This is a genomic window from Chelatococcus sp. HY11, from assembly GCF_018398335.1.
Lineage (GTDB): Bacteria > Pseudomonadota > Alphaproteobacteria > Rhizobiales > Beijerinckiaceae > Chelatococcus.
Map to the genome: position 1 here is coordinate 1482740 of NZ_JAHBRX010000001.1, position 19846 is coordinate 1502585.

Sequence of the window (19846 nt, forward strand, 5' to 3'; positions counted from 1 at the left end):
CCAGCCGTTCAGCCGGGTCGCCACACCGTCGGATCGATCGCCGCAGAAGTACCCAGGCAGTCATAGACCGCATCGTCACGGAAGGTGTAAGCCGCCTCGATCTCAGGCGTCAGCGCCACGCCCAGCCCCGGCGCCGATGGCGGCGCGAGATAGCCGCCGATGATCGGCTGTGCCGCGACCGTCAAGACATCGCGCAGGGCAAAGCCGGGCATAGGCCATTCGGCAAGGCGCGCGCCGCCGGCGAAAGCCGCTGTGTAGTTGGCGCCGAGGCATACGGCGCCGCCCCAGTTGTGCACGACGGTCTCGACGCCCGCCCGTCGCGCCGCGGCAAAGACATCCATGGTTGCGCCAATGCCTCCCAACACCGTCGCGTCGGGCTGAACAATGTCGTAGAGGCCATCGGCCACGCGCCGGCATAGTTCGTCGGGTGTGGTCGCAATTTCGCCACCCGCGATTTTCGTGGCGAGCCGCCCCCGCAGAAGCCGATAGGAGCCGAGGTCGGCCGGCCCCAGCGCTTCTTCGAGGAAAGTGATGCGGCGCGTGGTCCGCCCGTGGACGGCCTCGACGAATGCGATGACGTCGCTCGCGGTCTGAGCCGGATTGGCGAGGTTCTGCGTCATGTCGATGGCGACCGCGATACCGGCCTCGCCGGCCCGATCCAGGGTCCAGACAGCCTTGTCGACCTCGTCGCGCCGCGCGCGGATCTTGAACAGCCTGATGCCCTTCGACGCCAGCAGATCAATTTCGGCCAGCATGGCAGCCGGACCGGTCGAATCGCCGCCACTGCCGTAGAGCGCGATACGCTCGACGGTCCGCCCGCCGAACAGCTCCACGGCCGGCACTCCAAGGCGCTTGGCCTTGGCATCCACGAGCGCGATCTCGAAAGCTGAGAGAACGTGGCGCGCCGCGCCCGTCAGGCTCCAATAGTCCGTCATTCGACTGAGATCGATCAGGCGCGCGCTGATGGCATCCCCTTCCCGCCCGACCACTGTCGGCGCCAGAAGCTTGACGATCTCGGCGAAAACATGCGGGGCGAAGACCGCGAGATACCCCTCGCCGAGCCCCGTTGAGCCATCAGCGAAGGTTATCTCCACCATGCCAACCGTCCGGTAGCCCGATGTCAGGTGCCGGCGGCGCTCGAGATTGTCCGCATCCGCATAGGGCGCGCTCAAGAGGACAGGGCGGACAGCGGTAATGATCGGCATCAGATGAAAAGCTCCGGCACGGCCTGCCGGGCGATGGGGCGCAGACGCCGCGCCTCGCCGGCATCGATGAAACGATAGGGACGGCGCAACCGCGTGCCGACAGGCGCCCAATCGCCGATGTCCGCCAGCAGTTTGTCCAGCGCGGCGTTGGAGTAGCCATGGTCACGGCGGAACGGCCAGACGTGGGTGTCGATGAACACTTGCAGGCGTGCCTCGAGATCGAGACAGGAGGCGATATCGGTCGCCATCAGGTCGGTCCAGCGTTGCGCGCCGCGCGGATTGAGGCAGGCGACGTTGGAGAACGCGCCCGCCGCCACGCCCTCGCGCATGCCGGTCGCCAGATGATGCCCCGGCACGAACAGGGAGATGCCCCCGAGATGCTCGCGCGCGCTCGCGTACCAGGCGGCATCGCCGTCGCCGAGCTTGACCGCCTCGACCGTTGGCGCCCGCGACAGCACCCACCGCAATTCGGGCGGTGTCAGGACGCGCTTGGCATGCGGTGGATTGTAGAGCACCAGCGGCACCCCCCTCGCCTCCTCGGCGATGAGCGCGAGATAGTCGACAGCCTCCGCGTCGGTCAGCGGCCACCAGTCCGGCAGGATCACCTGGATGGCGCGCGGCTCGAGCGAAACGGCCCGGGCGACGCGCTGACGGCTCACCATCGGGTCGGAGTGACAGGCGCCGACAACGAAGGGCATGCCGGCAGCCATGCATGCGGTCGCCAGCGTCTCCTGGACGCGATCGTATTCCGCTTCCGTCTGGTTGTGGAACTCACCCGCCGTGCCATTGGAGTAGATGCCGTCGACCTGCGCATCGATCAGCACATCAATCTCGGCCCTGAGACGGCTGAAATCGATGCTGTCGTCATCGGAGATCGGCAGCAGCAGGGTCGCCCAGTTGCCGCGCAGCGGCGTCACCATCGCTTATCTCCGTCACGGCTTGCGGATGGCGGCGAAGGGCCTGCCGCGCTTCAGAACGCCACGCTCGAGGAAGATGCGCGTGATTTCCTCCTCAGCTTCCTTGAACACGTTGGAATTGCGCCCCTCAAGCCCGCGTGGCCGGGGAATGTCGATGTCGATGACCCGATCGATCCGCCCGGGGCGCGGCGACATGATGACGACGCGATCCGAGAGCAGCACCGCTTCATCGATCGAGTGGGTGATGAACAGCACCGTCTTGCCGGTGGCCAGCCACAGCTCTTCCAGATCGACGCGCACCTGTTCGCGCGTCAACGCGTCAAGAGCTCCCAGAGGCTCGTCCATCAGAAGAAGGGAGGGGTCGTGTATCAGCGCCCGCGCGATTGAGGCGCGCTGCTGCATGCCGCCGGACAACTGGCGCGGATAGACATCCTCGAAGCCGTTGAGGCCGACAGCGGCCAGTAGATCGATGGCACGGTCGCGATAGGCCGCCGGATCGAGCCCGCGCAGCTCCGGCTGCAGGAGCAGGTTGTCGATGACGCTGCGCCATTCCAGAAGAACCGGCTTCTGGAAAACGATGCCGACATCGGTAATGGGCTGGTTGACGGGCTTGCCCGCCACCGAGATCTGGCCGCCCGATGTCGGCATCAGGCCCGCGATCAGCCGCAAAAGGGTGCTCTTGCCACAGCCCGAGGGGCCGACGATCGAGACGAACTCACCCCTGGCTATCTCGAGGTCGATATCGAGGAGCGCCTCGACGCGGCGCCCCTCACTGTCGAAAATCTTCGAGACGCCTTTGACGACGATGCCGGCGTCCTGCGTATTTGAGGCGAGCGTTGCCGCTGCTGTCATTCCGCGCTCCGCTATCCCGTGACGTGCGTTGGTGTCGGCGCCCTTGCGCTCGAAGATCGCGACATTGCTCATTGGGGAACGAACTCGTTTGTATAGAAGGCCGTCAGAGGCTTGTCGGTCTTGATGCCCCGATAATCCTTCTGCACCTGCAGCGTCATCTGCCAGTCCTTCTCGGCGCCGAAGCCAAGCGGTTTGTCCTTGTTGTTCTCAGAGCGCAGCGCCCCGATCACGTCCGTGAGCTGCTTGCGGAAGGCGGCCTCCGAACTCGTCGGCTTGACGGCGAGGCACGCCTTGACGACGTCATCGGGGTTCTTGATCGCGTGGTCCCAGGCACGCTGGGTCACCGCGATGAAGCGCTTGACCAGATCAGGGTTGCTCTCGACCAGGTCGGACTTCGTGGCGACGGAGGACGAGATGGTGTTCACGCCGAGCTCGGGATAGGTGACCGCGTGATATTTGAAGCCACGGGCTTCAAGATCCGGAACACCGTCGAGACCGATCAGGATGGCGTCGACCTGCCCGCTCATCAGCGTCGCATACTGCGCCGCCGGATCGACGGTCAGGATCTTGACGTCGTCCGGCTTCAGGTTGTTGGCGGCCAGCACCGCCTGGAACATCTGAAGGGCGCCCGAGCCGGCGAGCGTTACATACTGCTTGCCCTTGAGGTCGGCGACCGACTTGATGGGCTTGTCCGCTGGCGACACGACCGCCAGCAAACTCTTGTTGATGAGGCTGTAGACCGATTTCACCGGAAGGCCACGCGCCACGCCGGCGATCACGACGGCCGGATCCACCAAGCCGAAGGTATCCGTCCCGGCCGCGACGAGCTGCGCCGTATCAGCCGAGCCACGCCCCTCGCCAATCTCCTTGATCTCGATGCCTGCTTCCTTGAACCACCCCTTGTCGCGGGCCATGTGCCATGGGCAGTGCCAGCCGTTGAGGATCGTATTCAGACGCAGGCTGACCTGGTCCGCGGCCTGGGCGGATGATGTCGCAACCATCAAACCGGCGGCGATGGCCGCGAAAGCTGCGATCCGTTTTGATACTTTTTCCGATGACATGGTCGTTTCCTCTCGGGTGCTTTTCTTTGCGATCTATATTGCCAGGAGCGCCATCAGACAGGCGTCTTATTCTTTGCATACGGCATCACTGCCCCGTCATCGGACGTGTCAGGCGTTGACCGGGACGGGATCACGCTGCGAGACGTGCCACGGGATGGTGAAGCGCTCCACCGCCTCGACGAGATAGTAGACGATGATGCCGACGAGGCTGATGACGAAGACGCCGGCGAAGACCATCGGCGTGTCGAGTTCACCACGCCATTCGAGCAGGAGATAGCCAAGCCCCCGATCCGACGCGATGAATTCGGCAACGACGGCGCCGGTCGAGGCCAGAGCGACACCGACTTTGAGACCGGTGAAGATCTGCGGCAACGCCTGCGGCAGCTTGATCTTGCGAAACATCGTCCAGGTGGATGTGCCGGTCGAGCGCGCGAGATCCATGATGTCCGGATCAACAGCGCGGAAGCCGGCGACAGCACTCAGCGTGATAGGGAAGAAGGCGAGCAGGAACACCAGCATGGTCTTTGGCGTGTAGCCGAAACCGAACCACACAATGAAGAGCGGCGCGATGGCGATCTTCGGAATGACCTGGAAGACCAGCATGATCGGCTCGACGGTATCCTCGACAATGCGCGAGGAGACGATCGCGAGCGCCAGCGGGATCGATACGACGATGGCGATGACGTAACCACCTAGCATCACGGAGGTCGTGATCCAGGTTGCCGCCAGGGTCCGCTGCCATTGGCCGAGGAAGGCGGTGAAAACCTGCGATGGCGGCGGCAGCAGGTAATCGGGAATCGAGAGCAGGCGCGGCGCGAGTTCCCAGGCGATCAGGATGATCATCAACGTCATCAGCACGAGCTTGCGCCGCTTGAGAAAAGCCATCAGCGCATTGGGCTTGGGTGGAGCGGCCTGCTGAACGGCAGCGCCCTGCGCGGCGTCAACGCGCGCGCTCGTCTCAACGGATGAGGATGGAGACACCTGTCCTGCGGATTGCCCTGTCATGCGCCCTTCCCTGTCGGATGCCGCGCCATGCGCGCCGCGACCAAGCCCGGTCGGGCCTGCCGCTTCGCATGGTCGTCGTGCGCTCCTTACGATCTTTCCAGATCTTTTCTCTTGGTTTTGGTATAACACCTTGACGGCATGATGGTGTCAAGGGCAGACTGAACGAACTTTACAAGAGGGCCGGGAGAACACGGTCCGAGGCTCGGGAAACGCAAGCGGAAAGGGCGAAACGTTGCATCAGGACGTGGCGCAGTTGTTCGATTTGAGCGGCAAGTTCGCCTTGGTATCGGGTGGAGCGAGTAAGCTTGGGCGCGATGCGGCTGATATTCTGGCCGCCGCTGGCTGTTCGGTTGCCGTGACGTCCCGTGACGGTGAAAAGGCGCGCCGCTCGGCCGTTGAAATCGCCGATCGCTACGGGGTCCGAACCTTCGGCATCGCTCTCGACCAGAGTCGCTTTGAGCCTGTGCGCGATGCGGTGGCAGCCGTCGCGGACTGGTCGGGTGGGCAGCTCGATATCCTGGTGAACAACAGCGGTGGGGGTTCGGGGGGCAGCGTTGCCCGTCTGTTTGAGCGGGATCCCGCAGACATCGACGCTCTCATCCGCACAAATTTGACAGGTGCGATCTATTGCTGCCGGGAGGCCGGACGCCTGATGGCTCATCAGGGTTCAGGCCGGATCATTTCGATTGCTTCCATCGCGGCTTATGTCGGAAGAGACCGCTCGATTTACGACCGCAACGGCCTCGCGGGCCAGCCGGTGGACTACGCCGCCGCAAAGGCAGGCATTCTCGGCCTGACACGTGATCTTGCGGCCTATCTCGCGCCAATGGGCATAACCGTCAATGCGATATCGCCTGGAGGCTTCGAACGGCCCGACATGCCGCGCGGCTTCGTCAAAGACTATTCGCATCTCACCGCCCTCGGCCGCATGGGCCGCGACGGCGTCGACCTCAAGGGCGCGATCCTTTTTCTGGCATCGCCCGCGTCGAGCTATGTGACGGGGCAGGACATTCTCGTCGATGGTGGTTTCACGCTGTGGAAATAGGCGCGGTATGAGCGAATCGGATCAAAAGCTCGGCCCCATCGCGCGGCGCAAGCTGTCGGACGAGGTCGTGCAGCGGCTTGAAGCGGCTATCCGCGATGGCACATTCCCGCCGGGATCGCCACTTCCATCCGAGCGCGAGCTGATGACGCTCTTCGGCGTTGGCCGTCCCTCGATCCGCGAGGCGCTTTATGCGTTGCAACGCATCGGCCTCGTACGGCTAGCCACGGGCGAGCGCCCGCGCGTGACGGAGCCCACGGCCAGGCAGGTGCTGCGGGAGCTTGACAGCACGGTCCGTCACTGGCTCGAACAGGCTGGAGCCGTCCGGCATTTCGAGCAGGTACGTCTTTTCCTGGAGATGGGCCTGGTCCGCTACGCCTGCGCCAACGCAACCGACCAGCAAATTGCCGTGTTGCGCGACGCATTGAAGCGCAACGAGGCGGAGATCGGCAATGAGCGGCAGTTCGCGCTGACTGATGCCGCGTTCCACCGGGTGCTGGCTGAGATGCCCGCCAACCCCGTTTTCGTCGCCATGCACGATGCCGCTGTCGAATGGATCATCGGGCAGCGCCCGCCGCTCGATGATCCCGAGACCAACAATCGCATGAGCTATGCCGGGCATCTCGCGGTGTTCGACGCCATTGCCGTGCGCGATGCCAACGCGGCCGCGGAAGCCATGCGCCAGCATCTCGAGGAAGCCTACAACCGCTACGCCCGCAACTGAGCCTCATGGCCCGGGCAAACATCATCCAAGGAGATTATCCGTGACCCAGTCCCCGGCCCAGAAGTTCGGTGGCATCTTATCGGCACTCGTTACGCCCTATCGCGCGGATTTCAACCTGAACGAAGATATCATCGCCGGCCTCATCGACTATGAACTCGACCAGGGCGTGGCGGGCTTTTATGTGGGAGGCAGCACGGGCGAGGCCTTCCTGCAGTCTCCGGAGGAGCGGGGGCGCCTGATCGCCGGCGTCGCCCGCGCGGCGCGTGGGCGCGGCACGCTGATCGCCCATGTCGGCACCATCGCCACAGAGGATACGCTCAGTATCGCCCGGTCGGCGGCCGATGCCGGGTTTGACGCGGTTTCGGCTATCCCGCCATTCTATTATGACTTCTCCGCCGCCGAGTTGATCGCGCATTACAAGGCACTGGCGGCAGCGACCCCTCTTCCCGTCATCGTCTATAATTTCGGCGGTCGCACGGGCAAGCTCGGGCCGAACGAGATCCTGCAGCTGCTCGATGATCCCCGCGTCATCGGTATCAAGCATACGTCGCAGGATTTCTTCCAGCTGGAACGCTTCAAGACGCATCGTCCTGACGCGGTGATCTACAACGGCTACGATGAGATGTGTCTCGGCGGCCTGGCCATGGGCGCCGATGGGGCCATCGGAACCACCTACAATTTCATGGGCCATCTTTTCGTGGCGCTGTACAGGGCTTTCCACGAAGGTCGCATGACCTATGCGCTTGCCCTCCAGAAACGCGCCAATCGGGTCATCGAAGTGCTGATCGACGTCGGCGTGTTTCCGGCCACCAAGGGCTTCCTGAAACTCCAGGGCTTCGACTGCGGCGAATGCCGTGCGCCATTCCGCCGGCTTGAGGCCAAAGACTGGCAGAAGCTCGAGGCCTGTGTCGCCGAGTATCTGAGCGACTGATAAGACCCGGCTTGCCTCGCACGGCTGACATTGTTCCCGGCCACGAACCGGGAACCCCGACTTGGTCACGCGCGGAAGGCACCAACCATCTGCGCGCTGAACGGCGAGTACCGCGATCGCGCGAGTTATCCTGTGACTACGATTGCTTGTCCGTCATAGATATTTGGAAAAATAAAGTCTTAATCGTACCGGCTAAAGACGAGCGCGGCATTGACCCCTCCAAAGCCGAAGGCGTTTGACAACACGTGATCGACTGTAGCCGGACGCGCGCCATCGCGCAGCAGGTTGAAACCCTCGGCTTCAGGCATCGGCTGGTCGATATTGAGGCTCGGCGGGAGCATCTGGTTCTGAATGGCCAGAACCGAGAAGACCGCCTCTATAGCGCCGGCGGCTCCCAGCATATGTCCCGTCGCCGACTTCGTCGATCCGACAGGTACTTTTCTTCTGCTGGCGCCAAAGACGGCCTCGAGTGCCGCCAGTTCCGCCGCGTCACCAACCGGGGTCGAAGTGGCATGGGCATTGACGTAACCGATAGCCTCCACGTCAACACCGGCCATTGTCAGCGCTATCCGCATCGCGCGAGCGGCCTCTCGACCGTCCGGCCATCCAGCGGTGACGTGATGGGCGTCGGTCGTCGTGCCGTAGCCGGACAATGTCGCGAGCGGACGGGCGCCGCGCCGTTCCGCGTGGCTGAGCCGTTCGATGACCAGCATGGCTGCGCCCTCGGAGAGGACAAAGCCATCGTGATCGACATCGAAAGGACGAGAAGCCCGATGCGGCGCGTCGTTGAAGTTGAACGAAAGCGCCTTGGCCGCCGTAAAGCCACCAATGGCAACGGGATCGACGCAACCCTCCGTACCACCGCATAAAGCAATGTCGGCCTCGCCCGCGCGGATCATCCGCAAGGCATCTCCGATAGCCTGCGCCGAGGCAGCGCAAGCCGTGACAGGCGCACCGGCGGGCCCATTGAAACCGAAGCGGATGGAAATTTGCCCGGCAGCGAGATTCGGCAGAAACGACGGCACCACGAAGGGCGAAAGGCGGCGGACCCCCGCGGTCCGGATGGTTTCCGTGGCGCCCGTGATCGCGGGGACGCCGCCAACCCCGGTCCCAACGACCGTAGCGGTGCGCAACTTCTCCTCGGCGCCGTCGGGATGCCAGCCCGCCTGATCCAGAGCCTCCTCAGCCGCCGCCATTGCGTAGTGGATGAACAGATCGGTTCTGCGCAGATCCCGAGCATCCATCGATGCTTCGGGATCAAAACCCTCGGGGTCCTCCTCCCGGTTCGGCACGAGACCCGCAATCGTGCATTTCCACCCCTCTGTCGGGAAGCGGGTATTCGCCCTGATCCCACTCTGCCCGGCGATAAGCCGCTTCCAGTTCGCTGCAACGCCAGCGCCGAGGGGAGACACCGCGCCTAGTCCAGTTACGACAATAGGTTCCTGCATGGAGTGCCCTTATGTGTATATACACATCACTAGCACATAGGAAGATTGAGGCAATCCCGAGGCCCCTCACTCCTGTGTCAGGCGTCTGCTGACCCTGAGATAACTGCCCACGTCCTCGTCCGAGAGACCTTCCATGAGCTTGCCTCTGGACCGCTGCCATTCAGGCAGAAGGCGATCAAGCAGGAGATTGCCTTGTTCGGTAAGTTCGCAAACGCGTGCGTTCCCCGCTTTGCCCTCGATACGCCGCATGAGGCCCTTTCGCTCGAGTCGATCAAGATTGCGGGTCAGACTGGTCCGATCCAAGAGTACCCGCTGCGCCAAGGTCGCAACAGGCTCATCCGGATGGAAGCGAATGGCAGCGAGCAGTGAAAACTGCTGAACGGTTACGCCAAAGGGTTTCAGTTTCGCATCGTTCCTGCGCAGCAGTGACCGCGCTGCGGCGACGGTGTTCAGAACGAGGCATTGTGAGAGATCGTCTGGGAGAGGCATGGCAGACGCTACCACAACCTCCGACGACAGGCTCATGAGTTTGGCGGATCTTCGATCGCGGAAGAGGCGAGAGGTAACCCGAACCTCAAAAATCCGGCGCGCGCATCAATTCGCTTCGCGCGTGGCCATCCACATTACCGGAGCGAAGGCAGGCGGGTGGCATAGGCCTGCCTTTACAGCTGCCGTTCGATAGCACGACGCGTCAGGCTTTCGAGAAAATCGAGCAGCTTTGAAACCGCCGTCGCGGCATCGCTGGCGGAACCGGCGGCGATGGCCTGCAGGATATCATTGTGGAGCGCCGCCGCGACGGTGAAGCTGCCCGTATCCTGGATGTAGGCATACCAGAAACGCCGGGACAGTCCGAGCACCAGCCCCATGGTGCGGGTGAGCATCGTGTTGCGCGAGGCCTTGGTGCGGATGTCGTGAATCGCCCGGTTGGCGCTGAGATAGGCGCGCTGGTCGCCCCGTTCCGCCGCCGCGGTGATCTCATCGGCCAGGCGCAGCATCTCACGGCGCTCGTCAGGCGTCGCGCGTTCGGCGGCGAGCCGCGCCACCAGATCCTCCAGGGGGCGTCGCACTTCCAAAAGCTCGAGCTGCCGCATCACGTCCACAGGCGTCACCAGCGCGCCACGCCTTGGGTGGATCTCGACGAACCCCTCCAGCTTCAACCGCTGCAGCGCCTCGCGAATAGGCGTGCGACCACAGTCGAGTTCATCGGCGAGCTGGTTTTCCGAAATCATCGAGCCCGGGAGAAGCTCGCGCGTCACGATCATCTCTTCGATTCGGCGATAAGCGATTTCCGCGAGTGAATCCGTCGCCGGTTCTACCGGTGATGTCGTCAGATCGGTCATCCAAATACGATTCTCAAGGCTCCAACTGTCCGCAACATACCCCTTGACTGGCCTGTTCGGCAACTGATATGTCAGATGCCGACAAAACTGCCATGTCAGCTGACGATCAATATTCGACAGCACGTGGACAAGCCGCAAGAGCTGTCGCCGCCGCATATCTGGCTGCGCAAGGGAGACGTCGCTTTGGATGTTCGTTCACGCTCACGCATCGACACGGATATCGTCGTCACGGGCGGAGGAGCAGCTGGTGTCGCCGTTGCGGTGACGGCGGCCCGAGCCGGGCTGCGCGTGACCTTGGTTGAGCGCTACGGGTTCTGCGGCGGCGGCGCGGTCGCCGGGTTGTCGGGCACCGTCTGCGGTCTCTATGAGGCGACGGATAGCCGCGCGGCTCAACCAAGGCAGGTGGTCTTCGGCTTCGCCGACGAATTCGTACGGGCGCTCGATGCGCGGGGTGGCCTCACAGGGCCACTGCCCTATGGCAAGACCTGGACCCGGGTCCATGACCCGATCATCTGGCGGGAGACGGCCGATGGGCTGCTTCGGGATGCCGGGGTTGAGGTCATCTACCACGCCACAGTCACCGGCGTTCTCTGCGAGGGCGAGGAGCGGATCGAGGGCGTCATGCTCTGGACCAAGCAAGGCCCGCTGGACGTGCGCGCGGCGGTGACGATCGATGCCAGCGGCGACGCGGATCTCGTCGCCATGGCGGGTTTCCCGTCGTTCATTGGCGATCAAGGCCGCGTCCAGAACCCGACTATGATCTTCCGCATGCTGGGTGTCGACACCGAGCGCTTCGTCGCCGCCTACGGCCATGACACAATCATGCCCGACGCGATCTCGAAGCTGATCCAGGCGGAGAATGGGAGCGGCCGCTACAAGCTGCCGCGCGCCAAGATCTGGCTCTTCACGACAACACGGCCAGGTGAACTGCTCTGCAACTGCACCCGCGTCATTGGTCCGGACGGGCGCGAGCTCAATCCCTTGTTCTGGCGCGACTTTTCCGACGCCGAAATCGAGGGGCGGCTGCAGATGCGCGAATACGCGCGCTTCTTCCGCGACCATTTGGCCGGCTGCGAGGACGCCTTCGTCAACGACACGGGCGTACAGGTCGGCGTGCGCCAGACGCGCCAGATCGAGGGCATCACGAAGCTCACCAACAGCGATGTCGTCGCTGGCCGCAAGCGTGCCGACGGCATCGCCCGCTCACCTTGGCCGATCGAGCTGCATGCCGGTGCCAAGCCCAAGGTCGAGTGGCTGCTCGATGATGTCTACGAGGTGCCCTACGGCTGTTTCGTGCCGCAGCGCGGCGAAGGCCTGATCACTGCCGGCCGCTGCCTGTCCGCAGAGCACGAGGCCGTGGCCTCGGCCCGTGTGACGGCCCAGTGTTTTTCCTACGGCCACGCCATCGGCCACGCCGGGGTCCTCGCCGTCAGGGAGCGCATGGAGCCACGTGCCATCGACGGCGCGGACCTGCGCCTCCTGCTCAATCGCGACGGCGCGCGGCTGGATTGAGGATCGATCATGAATGATGCCACTCCTTCGCCCAGTGCCCTCGTCGGTTTCGACCAACGGAACGGGATCGCTGTCCTCACGCTCAACCGGCCGGAACGCCGCAACGCGCTCGGCAGGGAAACCATGCGCGCTCTCGCCCAGGCGCTCGACGTCGCCGAGAGCGATCAAGCGGTCGGCGCCATCGTTCTGACGGGGGCGGCGCCTGCCTTCTGCGCCGGCAGCGACCTCAAGGAACTCGGCCGCCTCTCTGTAGATGGGATGCGTCGCCATGAGGCCGAGACAGCCGCGATCGCTCGCCGCATCGGCGTCCTGAGCAAGCCGGTGGTCGCGGCCGTCGAGGGCTTCGCGCTCGGCGGCGGCTTCATCCTGGCGGCTTCGTGCGATGTCGTCGTCACTGCCGAGAACGCGCGCTGGCACCTGCCGGAGGTGCCAAACGGCTGGCTGCCGCCATGGGGTCTGGGAGCCCTCGTGGCCCGCATCGGCCCGACCAAGGCGCGCCTTCTCACCTGGGGGGCGGAACCGATCGATGGCACGGAAGCGCTACGGCTCGGCGTTGCCGATTTCAGCGCGCCGGCCGGCGAAGCGCTAGCCCGCGCAACCGCGCTGGCGGAGAAATTCGCAGCTTTGCCGCGCGAGGCCGTCGCGTCGACCAAACGCTTTTTTGAACCCTTCGCGACGCTCGACGGCGAGCGGCTCGATCATCTGGCGGGCCACATGTTCGCCGCCGATTGCGCTGGACCAGCAGCGAAAGCGACCTTGCAACGTTTCGTGGTGAAGTCATGATCAAGATCGTCGATGCAGCCGAGGCCGTAGCCAGCATCCCCGATGGCGCCACAGTCGCTTCCGTCGGGGTCATCGGCTGGATCACGCCTGACAAGGTGCTGAAAGCCTTGGGGGATCGCTTCCGCGCTACCAGCCATCCGCGTGATCTCACGTTCTATTTCCCTTGCGGCACCGGCGATGCGCAGGGCGTAAAGGGCATGGACCATGTGGCCCAGGAAGGCCTCATGAAGCGGATCGTCACAGGTTCCTACATCAATCCGGTCGATCCCGTCACCGGCCGGCGGCCGGAACTGATGCGCCTCGTCCGGGAAAACCGGATCGAAGCCTATTCCTGGCCGATCGGTGCCTCCATGCACTGGCTGCGCGAGGTCGCCCGCAAGAGCCCTGGCTATATGACGCGCGTCGGCGTCGGCACCTATATCGATCCTGACCACGGCGGCGGAAAGTTCACGGCGAAGGCAGAGGAAGACCTCGTCCGCAAGATCGAATTCGACGGCGAGACACTTCTCTACTATCCGACCTGGCCTCTCGACGTGGCCATCGTGCGGGCGTCAAGCGCCGACGAGCACGGCAATCTCTCCTTCGAAGACGAGGCCCTGGTGTCGTCCAACCTTGGCCTCGTGCTGGCAGCCAAGGCCAGCGGCGGCCGCGTCATCGCGCAGGTACGCCGCATCCTGCCGACGGGCGAGCGGCCCGCCTCGGGGGTCGCCATTCCGGGCATGTTCATCGATACCATCGTGGTCGACCCCGCGATGATGATGGCAACGGAGACGCCCTTCGATCCCGCCTATTTCAGCGGTGTGCGCCGTCCCCTCTGCGACTTGCCGCGTCCCGCCCCGGGGCCGGACAAGGTCATCGCGGCCCGTGCCGCACGCGAGGTCCGCAAACGCGAACTGTCGATCTTCGGTTTCGGCGCCGCAGCCGATATCCCCCTTGTCATGGCGGAGCAGGGTCTGTTCGATGACGGCGCGCTCGCCGACTATTACTTTACGACGGAGCACGGCTCCTACGGCGGCGTCGTCATGTCAGGGTGGCAGTTCTCGGCGAACCTCAATCCCGACGCCATCATGGACGGCCTTTACCAGTTCGATGTCATCGACGGCGGGCTCTGTCACTTCGCGGCGCTCGCCTTCGCGGAATTCGACGCCACCGGAGTGGTCAATGTCAGCCGTTTCGGAAACGCCAATCCAGGCGCGGGCGGCTTCATCGACATTGCCCATAACGCGCGCCGCCTTGTTTTCACGGGCACCTTCACGACGGGTGGTCTCGACGCCCGTGTCGAGGGCAGTGCGCTGCGTATCATCCGCGACGGCCGCGTCTCGAAATTCGTCGAGACGGCCGAAAGCGTGACCTACCGCGTGTTCGAGGGACTAGCGGAACGCGGCCAATCCGCGCTCGTCGTGACCGAGCGCGCGGTTTTCGAGGCAACACCGCAGGGCCTTGTGCTGACCGAGGTGGCGCCCGGTGTCGATGTGCGCAGCCATATCCTGGACCGCATGGCCTACGCACCGGTCGCCATCCGCGATCCGCTGCCGCTGATGGACGCGCACCATTTCGCATCCGAAACCCACCCGCTCGACATGGCCGTTTGAGATGGCGGTCTGAGCACCAATCGCGATCGCCCCACGGAGGCTCACCCCATGCCCCGCCATCATTCTGATATCGATCCCCGCCTGATCGCCGCGCTGCGGAAAGGTGCTGTCCTGCCGGCCCACCCGCTGGCGCTCGACAGCAGCCGGCAGTTGGATGTCACCCGCCAGCGGGCCTTGACACGCTACTATCTCGATGCTGGCGCGACGGGCGTTGCGGTCGGCGTCCACACCACACAGTTCGCGATTCGCACCGTTGGCCTCTATGAGCCTGTTCTCCGCATAGCGGCGGAAACAGCTTCGGACTGGCAAGCCACGCCCTCGCTTCTCGTTGCCGGCGTCACCGGCCGCACGGAGCAGGCGGTGAAAGAGGCCGATGTCGCCCGAGAGCTCGGCTATCACGCCGCCCTTCTCAATGTCGCGGCCTTCAAGGGTGCGTCGGAGACTGAGGTGCTCGACCACTGCCGGCGTATCGCGGCGGAAATCCCGATCATCGGCTTTTCCTTGCTGCCAGCCGTCGGCGGCTTCCATCTGAGCTATGGCTTCTGGCGTGAATTCGCGGCGATCGAAAATGCCATCGCCATCAAGATGGCGCCGTTCGACCGCTACCGGACGCTCGACATTGTGCGTGCCGTTGTTGACGCGGGCGCGGCCGACCGTGTCACGCTCTACACTGGCAATGACGACCACATTGTGCTCGACCTTCTGCAGCCCTTCGTGGTGCGCGGCGCCGACGGCAGATCCGAACGTCTCGCACGTATCCGCGGTGGGCTTCTTGGACACTGGAGCGTATGGACAAAGAGCGCCGTCGATCTGCTGGCGCGTATCCATGCCCTGCCTGATGAAGCTGCCGTCCCTGTCGAACTTCTCGCCCAGGATTCCATTGTGACGGACTGTAACGGGGCGATCTACGACGCCGCGCACAATCTCGTGGGATGTATCCCCGGCTGCCTGGAGGTGCTGCGTCGTCAGGGTCTTGTGACGGGCATCACGTGCCTCGACCCCAACGAGCGTCTCAGCCCCGGACAGGCGGAGGCGATCGACCGTGTCTATGCGCAATACCCGGAAATGAACGACGACGCCTTCGTCGGCGCGAACCTTGAACGCTGGCTCTCGGAGCGCGGCGCGAGCGTGCCCCTCGTCGCCTGAAGCAACGTGATAAGGAGCGGTTCCGACCGCTTCGTTCAAGACAGTCAGGCGACGCAGATCGCTGCGATGCCTAGCAGTACAAGGGAGGTTTATTCATGCTGACCCGTCAGGGACCCAATTCAGATTACCTCAATCCCGGCATGTTCCCCGAGGCCTTCCGCGACGTCGCGCATCTCGAGGACTTCATGTCCTTGCCGACGCTGGAACTCGCCGAGGACTTGGAGAAGATCGAGGGCGACGTCATCATCCTCGGCGTCGCCGGCAAGGTCGGCATCTGCCTCGCGCGGATGATCAAGCGCGCCGCTCCTCACAAGCGCGTCGTCGGGGTTTCACGCTTCTCGGAGGAAGGGCTCGAGGCCCATCTGCAGAGCTTCGGAGTCGAGACGATCCGCTGTGACCTTCTCGACGAGAAGGCCGTCGGCGAACTGCCGAAACTGGCCAATGTGATCTATATGGCCGGGCTGAAATTCGACTATAAGGGCCGTGAGGACTTCCTCTGGGCGATGAACACGATCGCGCCCGGCATCGTAGCGCGCGCCTTCGCGGGATCGCGCATCGTCACCTTCTCGACCATCCACGTCTATCCCTGGTCCAACCCGTTGCATGGCGGCGTGACCGAAGAGGTTCCGCCATTCGCGCGGCCCGGCGAATACGCGAACTCCGTCGTCGGTCGCGAGCGCACCTTCCAGTACTACTCGCGGATGCATGACACACCCGGCCGGATCGCGCGGCTCGTCTACGCCATCGACATGCGCTACGGCGTACTGCAGGAAATCGCGAGCTGGGTGCTCAATGGCAAGCCGGTGCCGCTCGATACTGGACACGTCAATATCATCTGGCAGGGTGATGCCAGCGCCCAGATGATCCGGCTGCTGCGCCATTGCGACGTCCCCGCGAGCCCCATCAACATCGGCGGCCCGGAGGCGGTGAGTGTGCGCAAGATCGCCACCCAATTCGGTGAGCTCTTCGGCGTAGAGCCCAAGTTCTCCGGCGAGGAGAGCACCAGCTGCCTCTTCGTCAATTGCGATGCCGTCGCCGAACTTCTCGGCAATCCCGTCGTACCCATCAATCCCATGGTCCGTTGGGTCGCCGAGTGGATGAAGAGCGGCAAACCGCTCTACGGAAAGCCTAGCAAGTTCGAAGTGCGCTCGGGAGTCTTCTAATGGCCGATACCGCCCAGGCGGCGCCGGGCACCGGAAACGGCGACGCGCCGCGTTTTGCGATGCAACTCGGACGGATGGGGCCGGCCATCGGCATCCATCTCGCTTTGCTGGCGTTATGGTATGCGGTGACCGCTTGGGGCGGCATACCCCGCTTCATTCTTCCGTCGCCGGTGGAGACCGTCAGCACGCTGTTCCAGCCCCACTACAACTGGGGAATGCATATCTACATCACCACCATCGAAGTCTTCGGTGGATTTATACTGGCGAGTATTTTCGGCGTTGCACTCGCCGTGGTGTTTTCCTGGTGGCCGGTCACCGGCCGCACAGCCATGCCGCTTCTTGTCACGCTGAATATGATCCCCAAGGTCGCGATGGCGCCCCTGCTCATCGTATGGCTCAGCTACGGCGTCGTCCCCAACATCGTCATCGCCTTCACCATCTGCGTCTTCCCCATCGTGATCACCACGGCGCGGGGCTTGCGTGAAGTGGAAGCGGATCTCGTGGATCTCGTGAGGGCTCTCCGAGGTTCCCGCCAGCAGATCTTCACGAAGATCCAGCTGCCGAGCGCCCTGCCCTACATCTTCTCCGGGATGCGGGTCGCGGCTGTCCTGGCTGTCGCCGGCGCGGTCGTCGGCGAGTTCATCGGCTCCGAACGCGGCCTCGGCTATCTCATGCTGCAGGTGCAGTCGAGCCTCGACACCCCGGCGATGTTCATGTGCCTCGGGTTGATCTCGATGATCGGCATCGTGCTCTACGGACTTGTCGTTCTCGGCGAGCGTCTGTTCGTCGTCGCCGACGCCCGTCTCGATTGAGGAAAGAGATATGCTCACCACGCTGAACACAAGCGCCTCGATCGCCGGCGGCCAGCCGGCGCCGGATGGACCGCCGCCTTTCATCCACCTGCAGGGTGTGCGCAAGGTCTATCGCCAGCGCGGTCAGGAGTTCCTGGCCGTCTCCGACGCGACCTTCGATGTGGCGGAGGGTGAATTGATCACGCTGGTCGGCCCGTCCGGCTGCGGCAAGAGCACGTTGTTGAAGATCCTCGCCGGTCTGCACGGCCATGACGGAGGGGTCGTGCGCATCGGCAACGATCGACAACCCTTCGACCCCGGCCGGGACATCGGCATGGTGTTCCAGCAGGCGTTGCTGCTGAAATGGCGGCGCATCCTGGACAATGTGATGCTGCCGGCAGAGATCCTCGGCTTGCCGGTCAAAGAGAGCCGGGAGCGCGCGGGACATCTGCTCGCCCTGGTCGGCCTCGCGGGCTTCGAGGACAAGTTCCCCTATGAGCTCTCCGGCGGCATGCAGCAGCGTGTCTCCATTGCCCGCGCACTCGTGCACGACCCGAAGCTCGTCCTGATGGATGAGCCCTTCGGCGCGCTGGATGCCCTGACGCGCGAGCGCATGAATATCGAGCTGCGCCGCATCTGGCAGGACAGCGGCAAAACGATCCTCTTCGTCACACACGGCATTTCGGAAGCGGTGTTCCTCGGCACGCAGGTCGTCGTGCTGACCGCCCGGCCGGCGCGCATGGCGGCGCGGATCACTATAGACCTGCCGGAACCTCGCACCCTCGACATCAAGACCCATGACGCATTCGGCGCTTATACCCGTGAGATCTACGGCCTCTTGGGGATGCACTGATTGGGGATGCACTGACGGTTGACGAGACCGCGGCGCGGCAAAAAGGCGAGCCTGATGGACCACCGGCCCCGGATACGCGTGATGGAAGCCCGGCTTGGCGAGCGCCAATGGCCGCTGCGCATCCCGTTCCACTATGGCCGCGTCACCGTCAGCCGCTTCGCTGAAGTGCATCTTTCGCTCGACGCAGTGATCGGCGGACGCTCCGTCACGGGCTATGCCGCGGAGATCGCCGCGCCGAAATGGTTTGAGAAAGACCCTCGCATTGGCACCGATGAGAGCGCGGACCGGCTGAAACTCGCTGCGATCCGCGCGGCGGACATCGCTGGTGTCATTGCCGCGGACCTCCCCGACATCGCCGTGCTTGAGCGGGAGCTCACGCGCGCGATGGCGAGCGATACCACGCTCGTCGATGCCGGGCTGACGGCGCTGGAGCGGGCTTTCGGGGTCGCACTCGTGGAACGGGCCGCGATCGACGGCCTGTGCCGCGCACTTGATCTTCCTTTCGAGGCAATCGTGGCGGCGGACCATCTCGGCCTCACGGCAGACGAGGGAGACGCTTACCGCACCTGGCTCTCCTCACGCGATGCGCCGGCACGCAGCATCGGCGTTCGCCATACGGTCGGCCTCGCCGATCCGCTCACTGCGGCGGATTCCACCGATGGCCCGGTCGATGGAAAGCCCGTCACGCTGGCGGAGGTCATCACAGCCACAGCTATCGATCGTTTCAAGGTCAAGCTCGGCGGCTCGCTCGAAGCGCTTGATCGCCTCGAAGCGATAGCCCGCCTCCTCGATGCGATGCTTCCTTCCTACCGCATCAGCCTTGATGCCAATGAAGCGTTCGATGATCTCGACGTCTTCGCCGGTGTGATGGCAGAGCTCGTCCGGCGCCCCCGTCTCAAACGCTTCACGGCGTCGATCGTCTATGTCGAACAGCCGCTCCATCGCAGGCTGGCGTTGTCAACCGACCTGCGCCGGCTCGCCCTGCCCTGGCCCGTCATCATCGATGAATCGGACGACAGCGACGACGCTTTCGCGCGAGCACTGGCGCTCGGCTATGCCGGCGTGAGCATGAAAACCTGCAAGGGCGTCCTGCACGGCCTGCGCAACGCGGCGCGGGCGGCGGCGGCCGGCGCCTTCATCACCGCCGAGGACCTGTGCGTCCAGCCCGGCATCGCGCTGCAACAGAATCTGGCAGCGGCCGCCGCCATCCGTGTCGCCGACTGCGAGCGCAACGGTCACCATTTCGGGCCAGGCACCACGGCCCTGCCAACAGACGAGCGCGCCGCGATCGAGGCTTTGCACCCTGATGTCTACGGGCCGGAGGGCCTTCGTATCGTAGCCGGACAGATCCATCTTGGCTCCACGCTCGCCGCGCATGGCTTCGGTACGAGCCTGACGCCCCGCCATGGCGAACCACTCACCAGCGTTCGAATGCGTTCAAAGATATCTCCATCGGCGGAGAACAAAGCAACTTTTTGAAT

At 64.1% G+C, this 19846-nt stretch carries 19 protein-coding genes; 11 read left to right on the forward strand and 8 right to left on the reverse strand.

What is annotated here, in order from left to right:
* Nucleotides 1-8: 8 nt before the first annotated feature.
* The 5 genes from KIO74_RS06975 to KIO74_RS06995 form a co-directional block, all read right to left on the reverse strand.
* A complete protein-coding gene (locus KIO74_RS06975; protein ID WP_213331325.1) occupies nt 9-1205 on the reverse strand; it encodes an enolase C-terminal domain-like protein in 1197 nt (398 codons plus the stop codon).
* On the reverse strand, nt 1205-2125 hold the full coding sequence (locus KIO74_RS06980) for a dihydrodipicolinate synthase family protein (RefSeq protein ID WP_213331326.1): 921 nt from the start codon (nt 2123-2125) through the stop codon (nt 1205-1207). The genes KIO74_RS06975 and KIO74_RS06980 overlap by 1 nt, the downstream gene beginning before the upstream one ends.
* Before the next feature lie 12 nt (nt 2126-2137).
* Nucleotides 2138-3046, reverse strand: a complete 909-nt coding sequence (locus tag KIO74_RS06985; protein ID WP_249730883.1) for an ABC transporter ATP-binding protein — start codon at nt 3044-3046, stop codon at nt 2138-2140.
* Entirely contained in the window at nt 3043-4035 is a 993-nt protein-coding gene (locus KIO74_RS06990; RefSeq protein ID WP_213331327.1) for an ABC transporter substrate-binding protein, read from the reverse strand. The genes KIO74_RS06985 and KIO74_RS06990 overlap by 4 nt, the downstream gene beginning before the upstream one ends.
* Nucleotides 4036-4143: 108 nt before the next feature.
* Complete coding sequence (locus KIO74_RS06995; RefSeq protein ID WP_213331328.1) at nt 4144-5040, reverse strand: ABC transporter permease; 897 nt, start codon at nt 5038-5040, stop codon at nt 4144-4146.
* Nucleotides 5041-5272: 232 nt separating this feature from the next.
* Here KIO74_RS06995 and KIO74_RS07000 point away from each other — a divergent pair, with 232 nt between their 5' ends.
* The 3 genes from KIO74_RS07000 to KIO74_RS07010 are packed head-to-tail and all read left to right on the forward strand — an operon-like array spanning nt 5273 to nt 7737.
* Nucleotides 5273-6085, forward strand: a complete 813-nt coding sequence (locus KIO74_RS07000; protein ID WP_213331329.1) for an SDR family NAD(P)-dependent oxidoreductase — start codon at nt 5273-5275, stop codon at nt 6083-6085.
* 7 nt (nt 6086-6092) lie between these two features.
* Nucleotides 6093-6806 carry a transcriptional regulator NanR gene (gene nanR, locus KIO74_RS07005; protein ID WP_213331330.1) on the forward strand — a complete coding sequence of 238 codons (714 nt, stop codon included), beginning with the start codon at nt 6093-6095 and terminating at the stop codon, nt 6804-6806.
* 40 nt (nt 6807-6846) lie between these two features.
* Nucleotides 6847-7737, forward strand: coding sequence for an N-acetylneuraminate lyase (locus KIO74_RS07010; protein ID WP_291979113.1), 891 nt, complete (start codon nt 6847-6849; stop codon nt 7735-7737).
* Between the two features lie 179 nt (nt 7738-7916).
* Here the strand turns inward: KIO74_RS07010 and fabF are convergent, their stop codons facing one another.
* The 3 genes from fabF to KIO74_RS07025 form a co-directional block, all read right to left on the reverse strand.
* Nucleotides 7917-9185 carry a beta-ketoacyl-ACP synthase II gene (fabF, locus tag KIO74_RS07015; RefSeq protein ID WP_213331332.1) on the reverse strand — a complete coding sequence of 423 codons (1269 nt, stop codon included), beginning with the start codon at nt 9183-9185 and terminating at the stop codon, nt 7917-7919.
* 66 nt (nt 9186-9251) lie between these two features.
* Complete coding sequence (locus KIO74_RS07020; RefSeq protein WP_213331333.1) at nt 9252-9674, reverse strand: MarR family winged helix-turn-helix transcriptional regulator; 423 nt, start codon at nt 9672-9674, stop codon at nt 9252-9254.
* A 173-nt stretch (nt 9675-9847) separates the two neighbouring features.
* On the reverse strand, nt 9848-10525 hold the full coding sequence (locus tag KIO74_RS07025) for a GntR family transcriptional regulator (protein ID WP_213331334.1): 678 nt from the start codon (nt 10523-10525) through the stop codon (nt 9848-9850).
* Between the two features lie 123 nt (nt 10526-10648).
* On the opposite strand from KIO74_RS07025, the gene KIO74_RS07030 reads away from it, so the two are divergent.
* The 8 genes from KIO74_RS07030 to KIO74_RS07065 all read left to right on the forward strand — a co-directional run bounded on the left by KIO74_RS07030 (nt 10649) and on the right by KIO74_RS07065 (nt 19844).
* Complete coding sequence (locus KIO74_RS07030; RefSeq protein ID WP_349629154.1) at nt 10649-12037, forward strand: FAD-dependent oxidoreductase; 1389 nt, start codon at nt 10649-10651, stop codon at nt 12035-12037.
* A gap of 9 nt (nt 12038-12046) precedes the next feature.
* Nucleotides 12047-12820 (forward strand): enoyl-CoA hydratase/isomerase family protein, encoded by a 774-nt coding sequence (locus KIO74_RS07035; RefSeq protein ID WP_213331336.1) that lies wholly within the window; start codon nt 12047-12049, stop codon nt 12818-12820.
* Nucleotides 12817-14412 carry an acyl CoA:acetate/3-ketoacid CoA transferase gene (locus KIO74_RS07040; protein WP_213331337.1) on the forward strand — a complete coding sequence of 532 codons (1596 nt, stop codon included), beginning with the start codon at nt 12817-12819 and terminating at the stop codon, nt 14410-14412. Before KIO74_RS07035 ends, KIO74_RS07040 begins: the two co-directional genes overlap by 4 nt.
* 48 nt (nt 14413-14460) lie before the next feature.
* Entirely contained in the window at nt 14461-15558 is a 1098-nt protein-coding gene (locus KIO74_RS07045) for a dihydrodipicolinate synthase family protein (RefSeq protein WP_213331338.1), read from the forward strand.
* A 95-nt stretch (nt 15559-15653) separates the two neighbouring features.
* Nucleotides 15654-16721 (forward strand): NAD-dependent epimerase/dehydratase family protein, encoded by a 1068-nt coding sequence (locus KIO74_RS07050; protein WP_249730884.1) that lies wholly within the window; start codon nt 15654-15656, stop codon nt 16719-16721.
* A gap of 59 nt (nt 16722-16780) precedes the next feature.
* Nucleotides 16781-17533 (forward strand): ABC transporter permease, encoded by a 753-nt coding sequence (locus KIO74_RS07055; protein WP_213334492.1) that lies wholly within the window; start codon nt 16781-16783, stop codon nt 17531-17533.
* Between the two features lie 10 nt (nt 17534-17543).
* Complete coding sequence (locus KIO74_RS07060) at nt 17544-18365, forward strand: ABC transporter ATP-binding protein (RefSeq protein ID WP_213331339.1); 822 nt, start codon at nt 17544-17546, stop codon at nt 18363-18365.
* Between the two features lie 54 nt (nt 18366-18419).
* Complete coding sequence (locus KIO74_RS07065) at nt 18420-19844, forward strand: enolase-like domain-containing protein (RefSeq protein ID WP_213331340.1); 1425 nt, start codon at nt 18420-18422, stop codon at nt 19842-19844.
* The last annotated feature ends 2 nt before the right edge of the window (nt 19845-19846 follow it).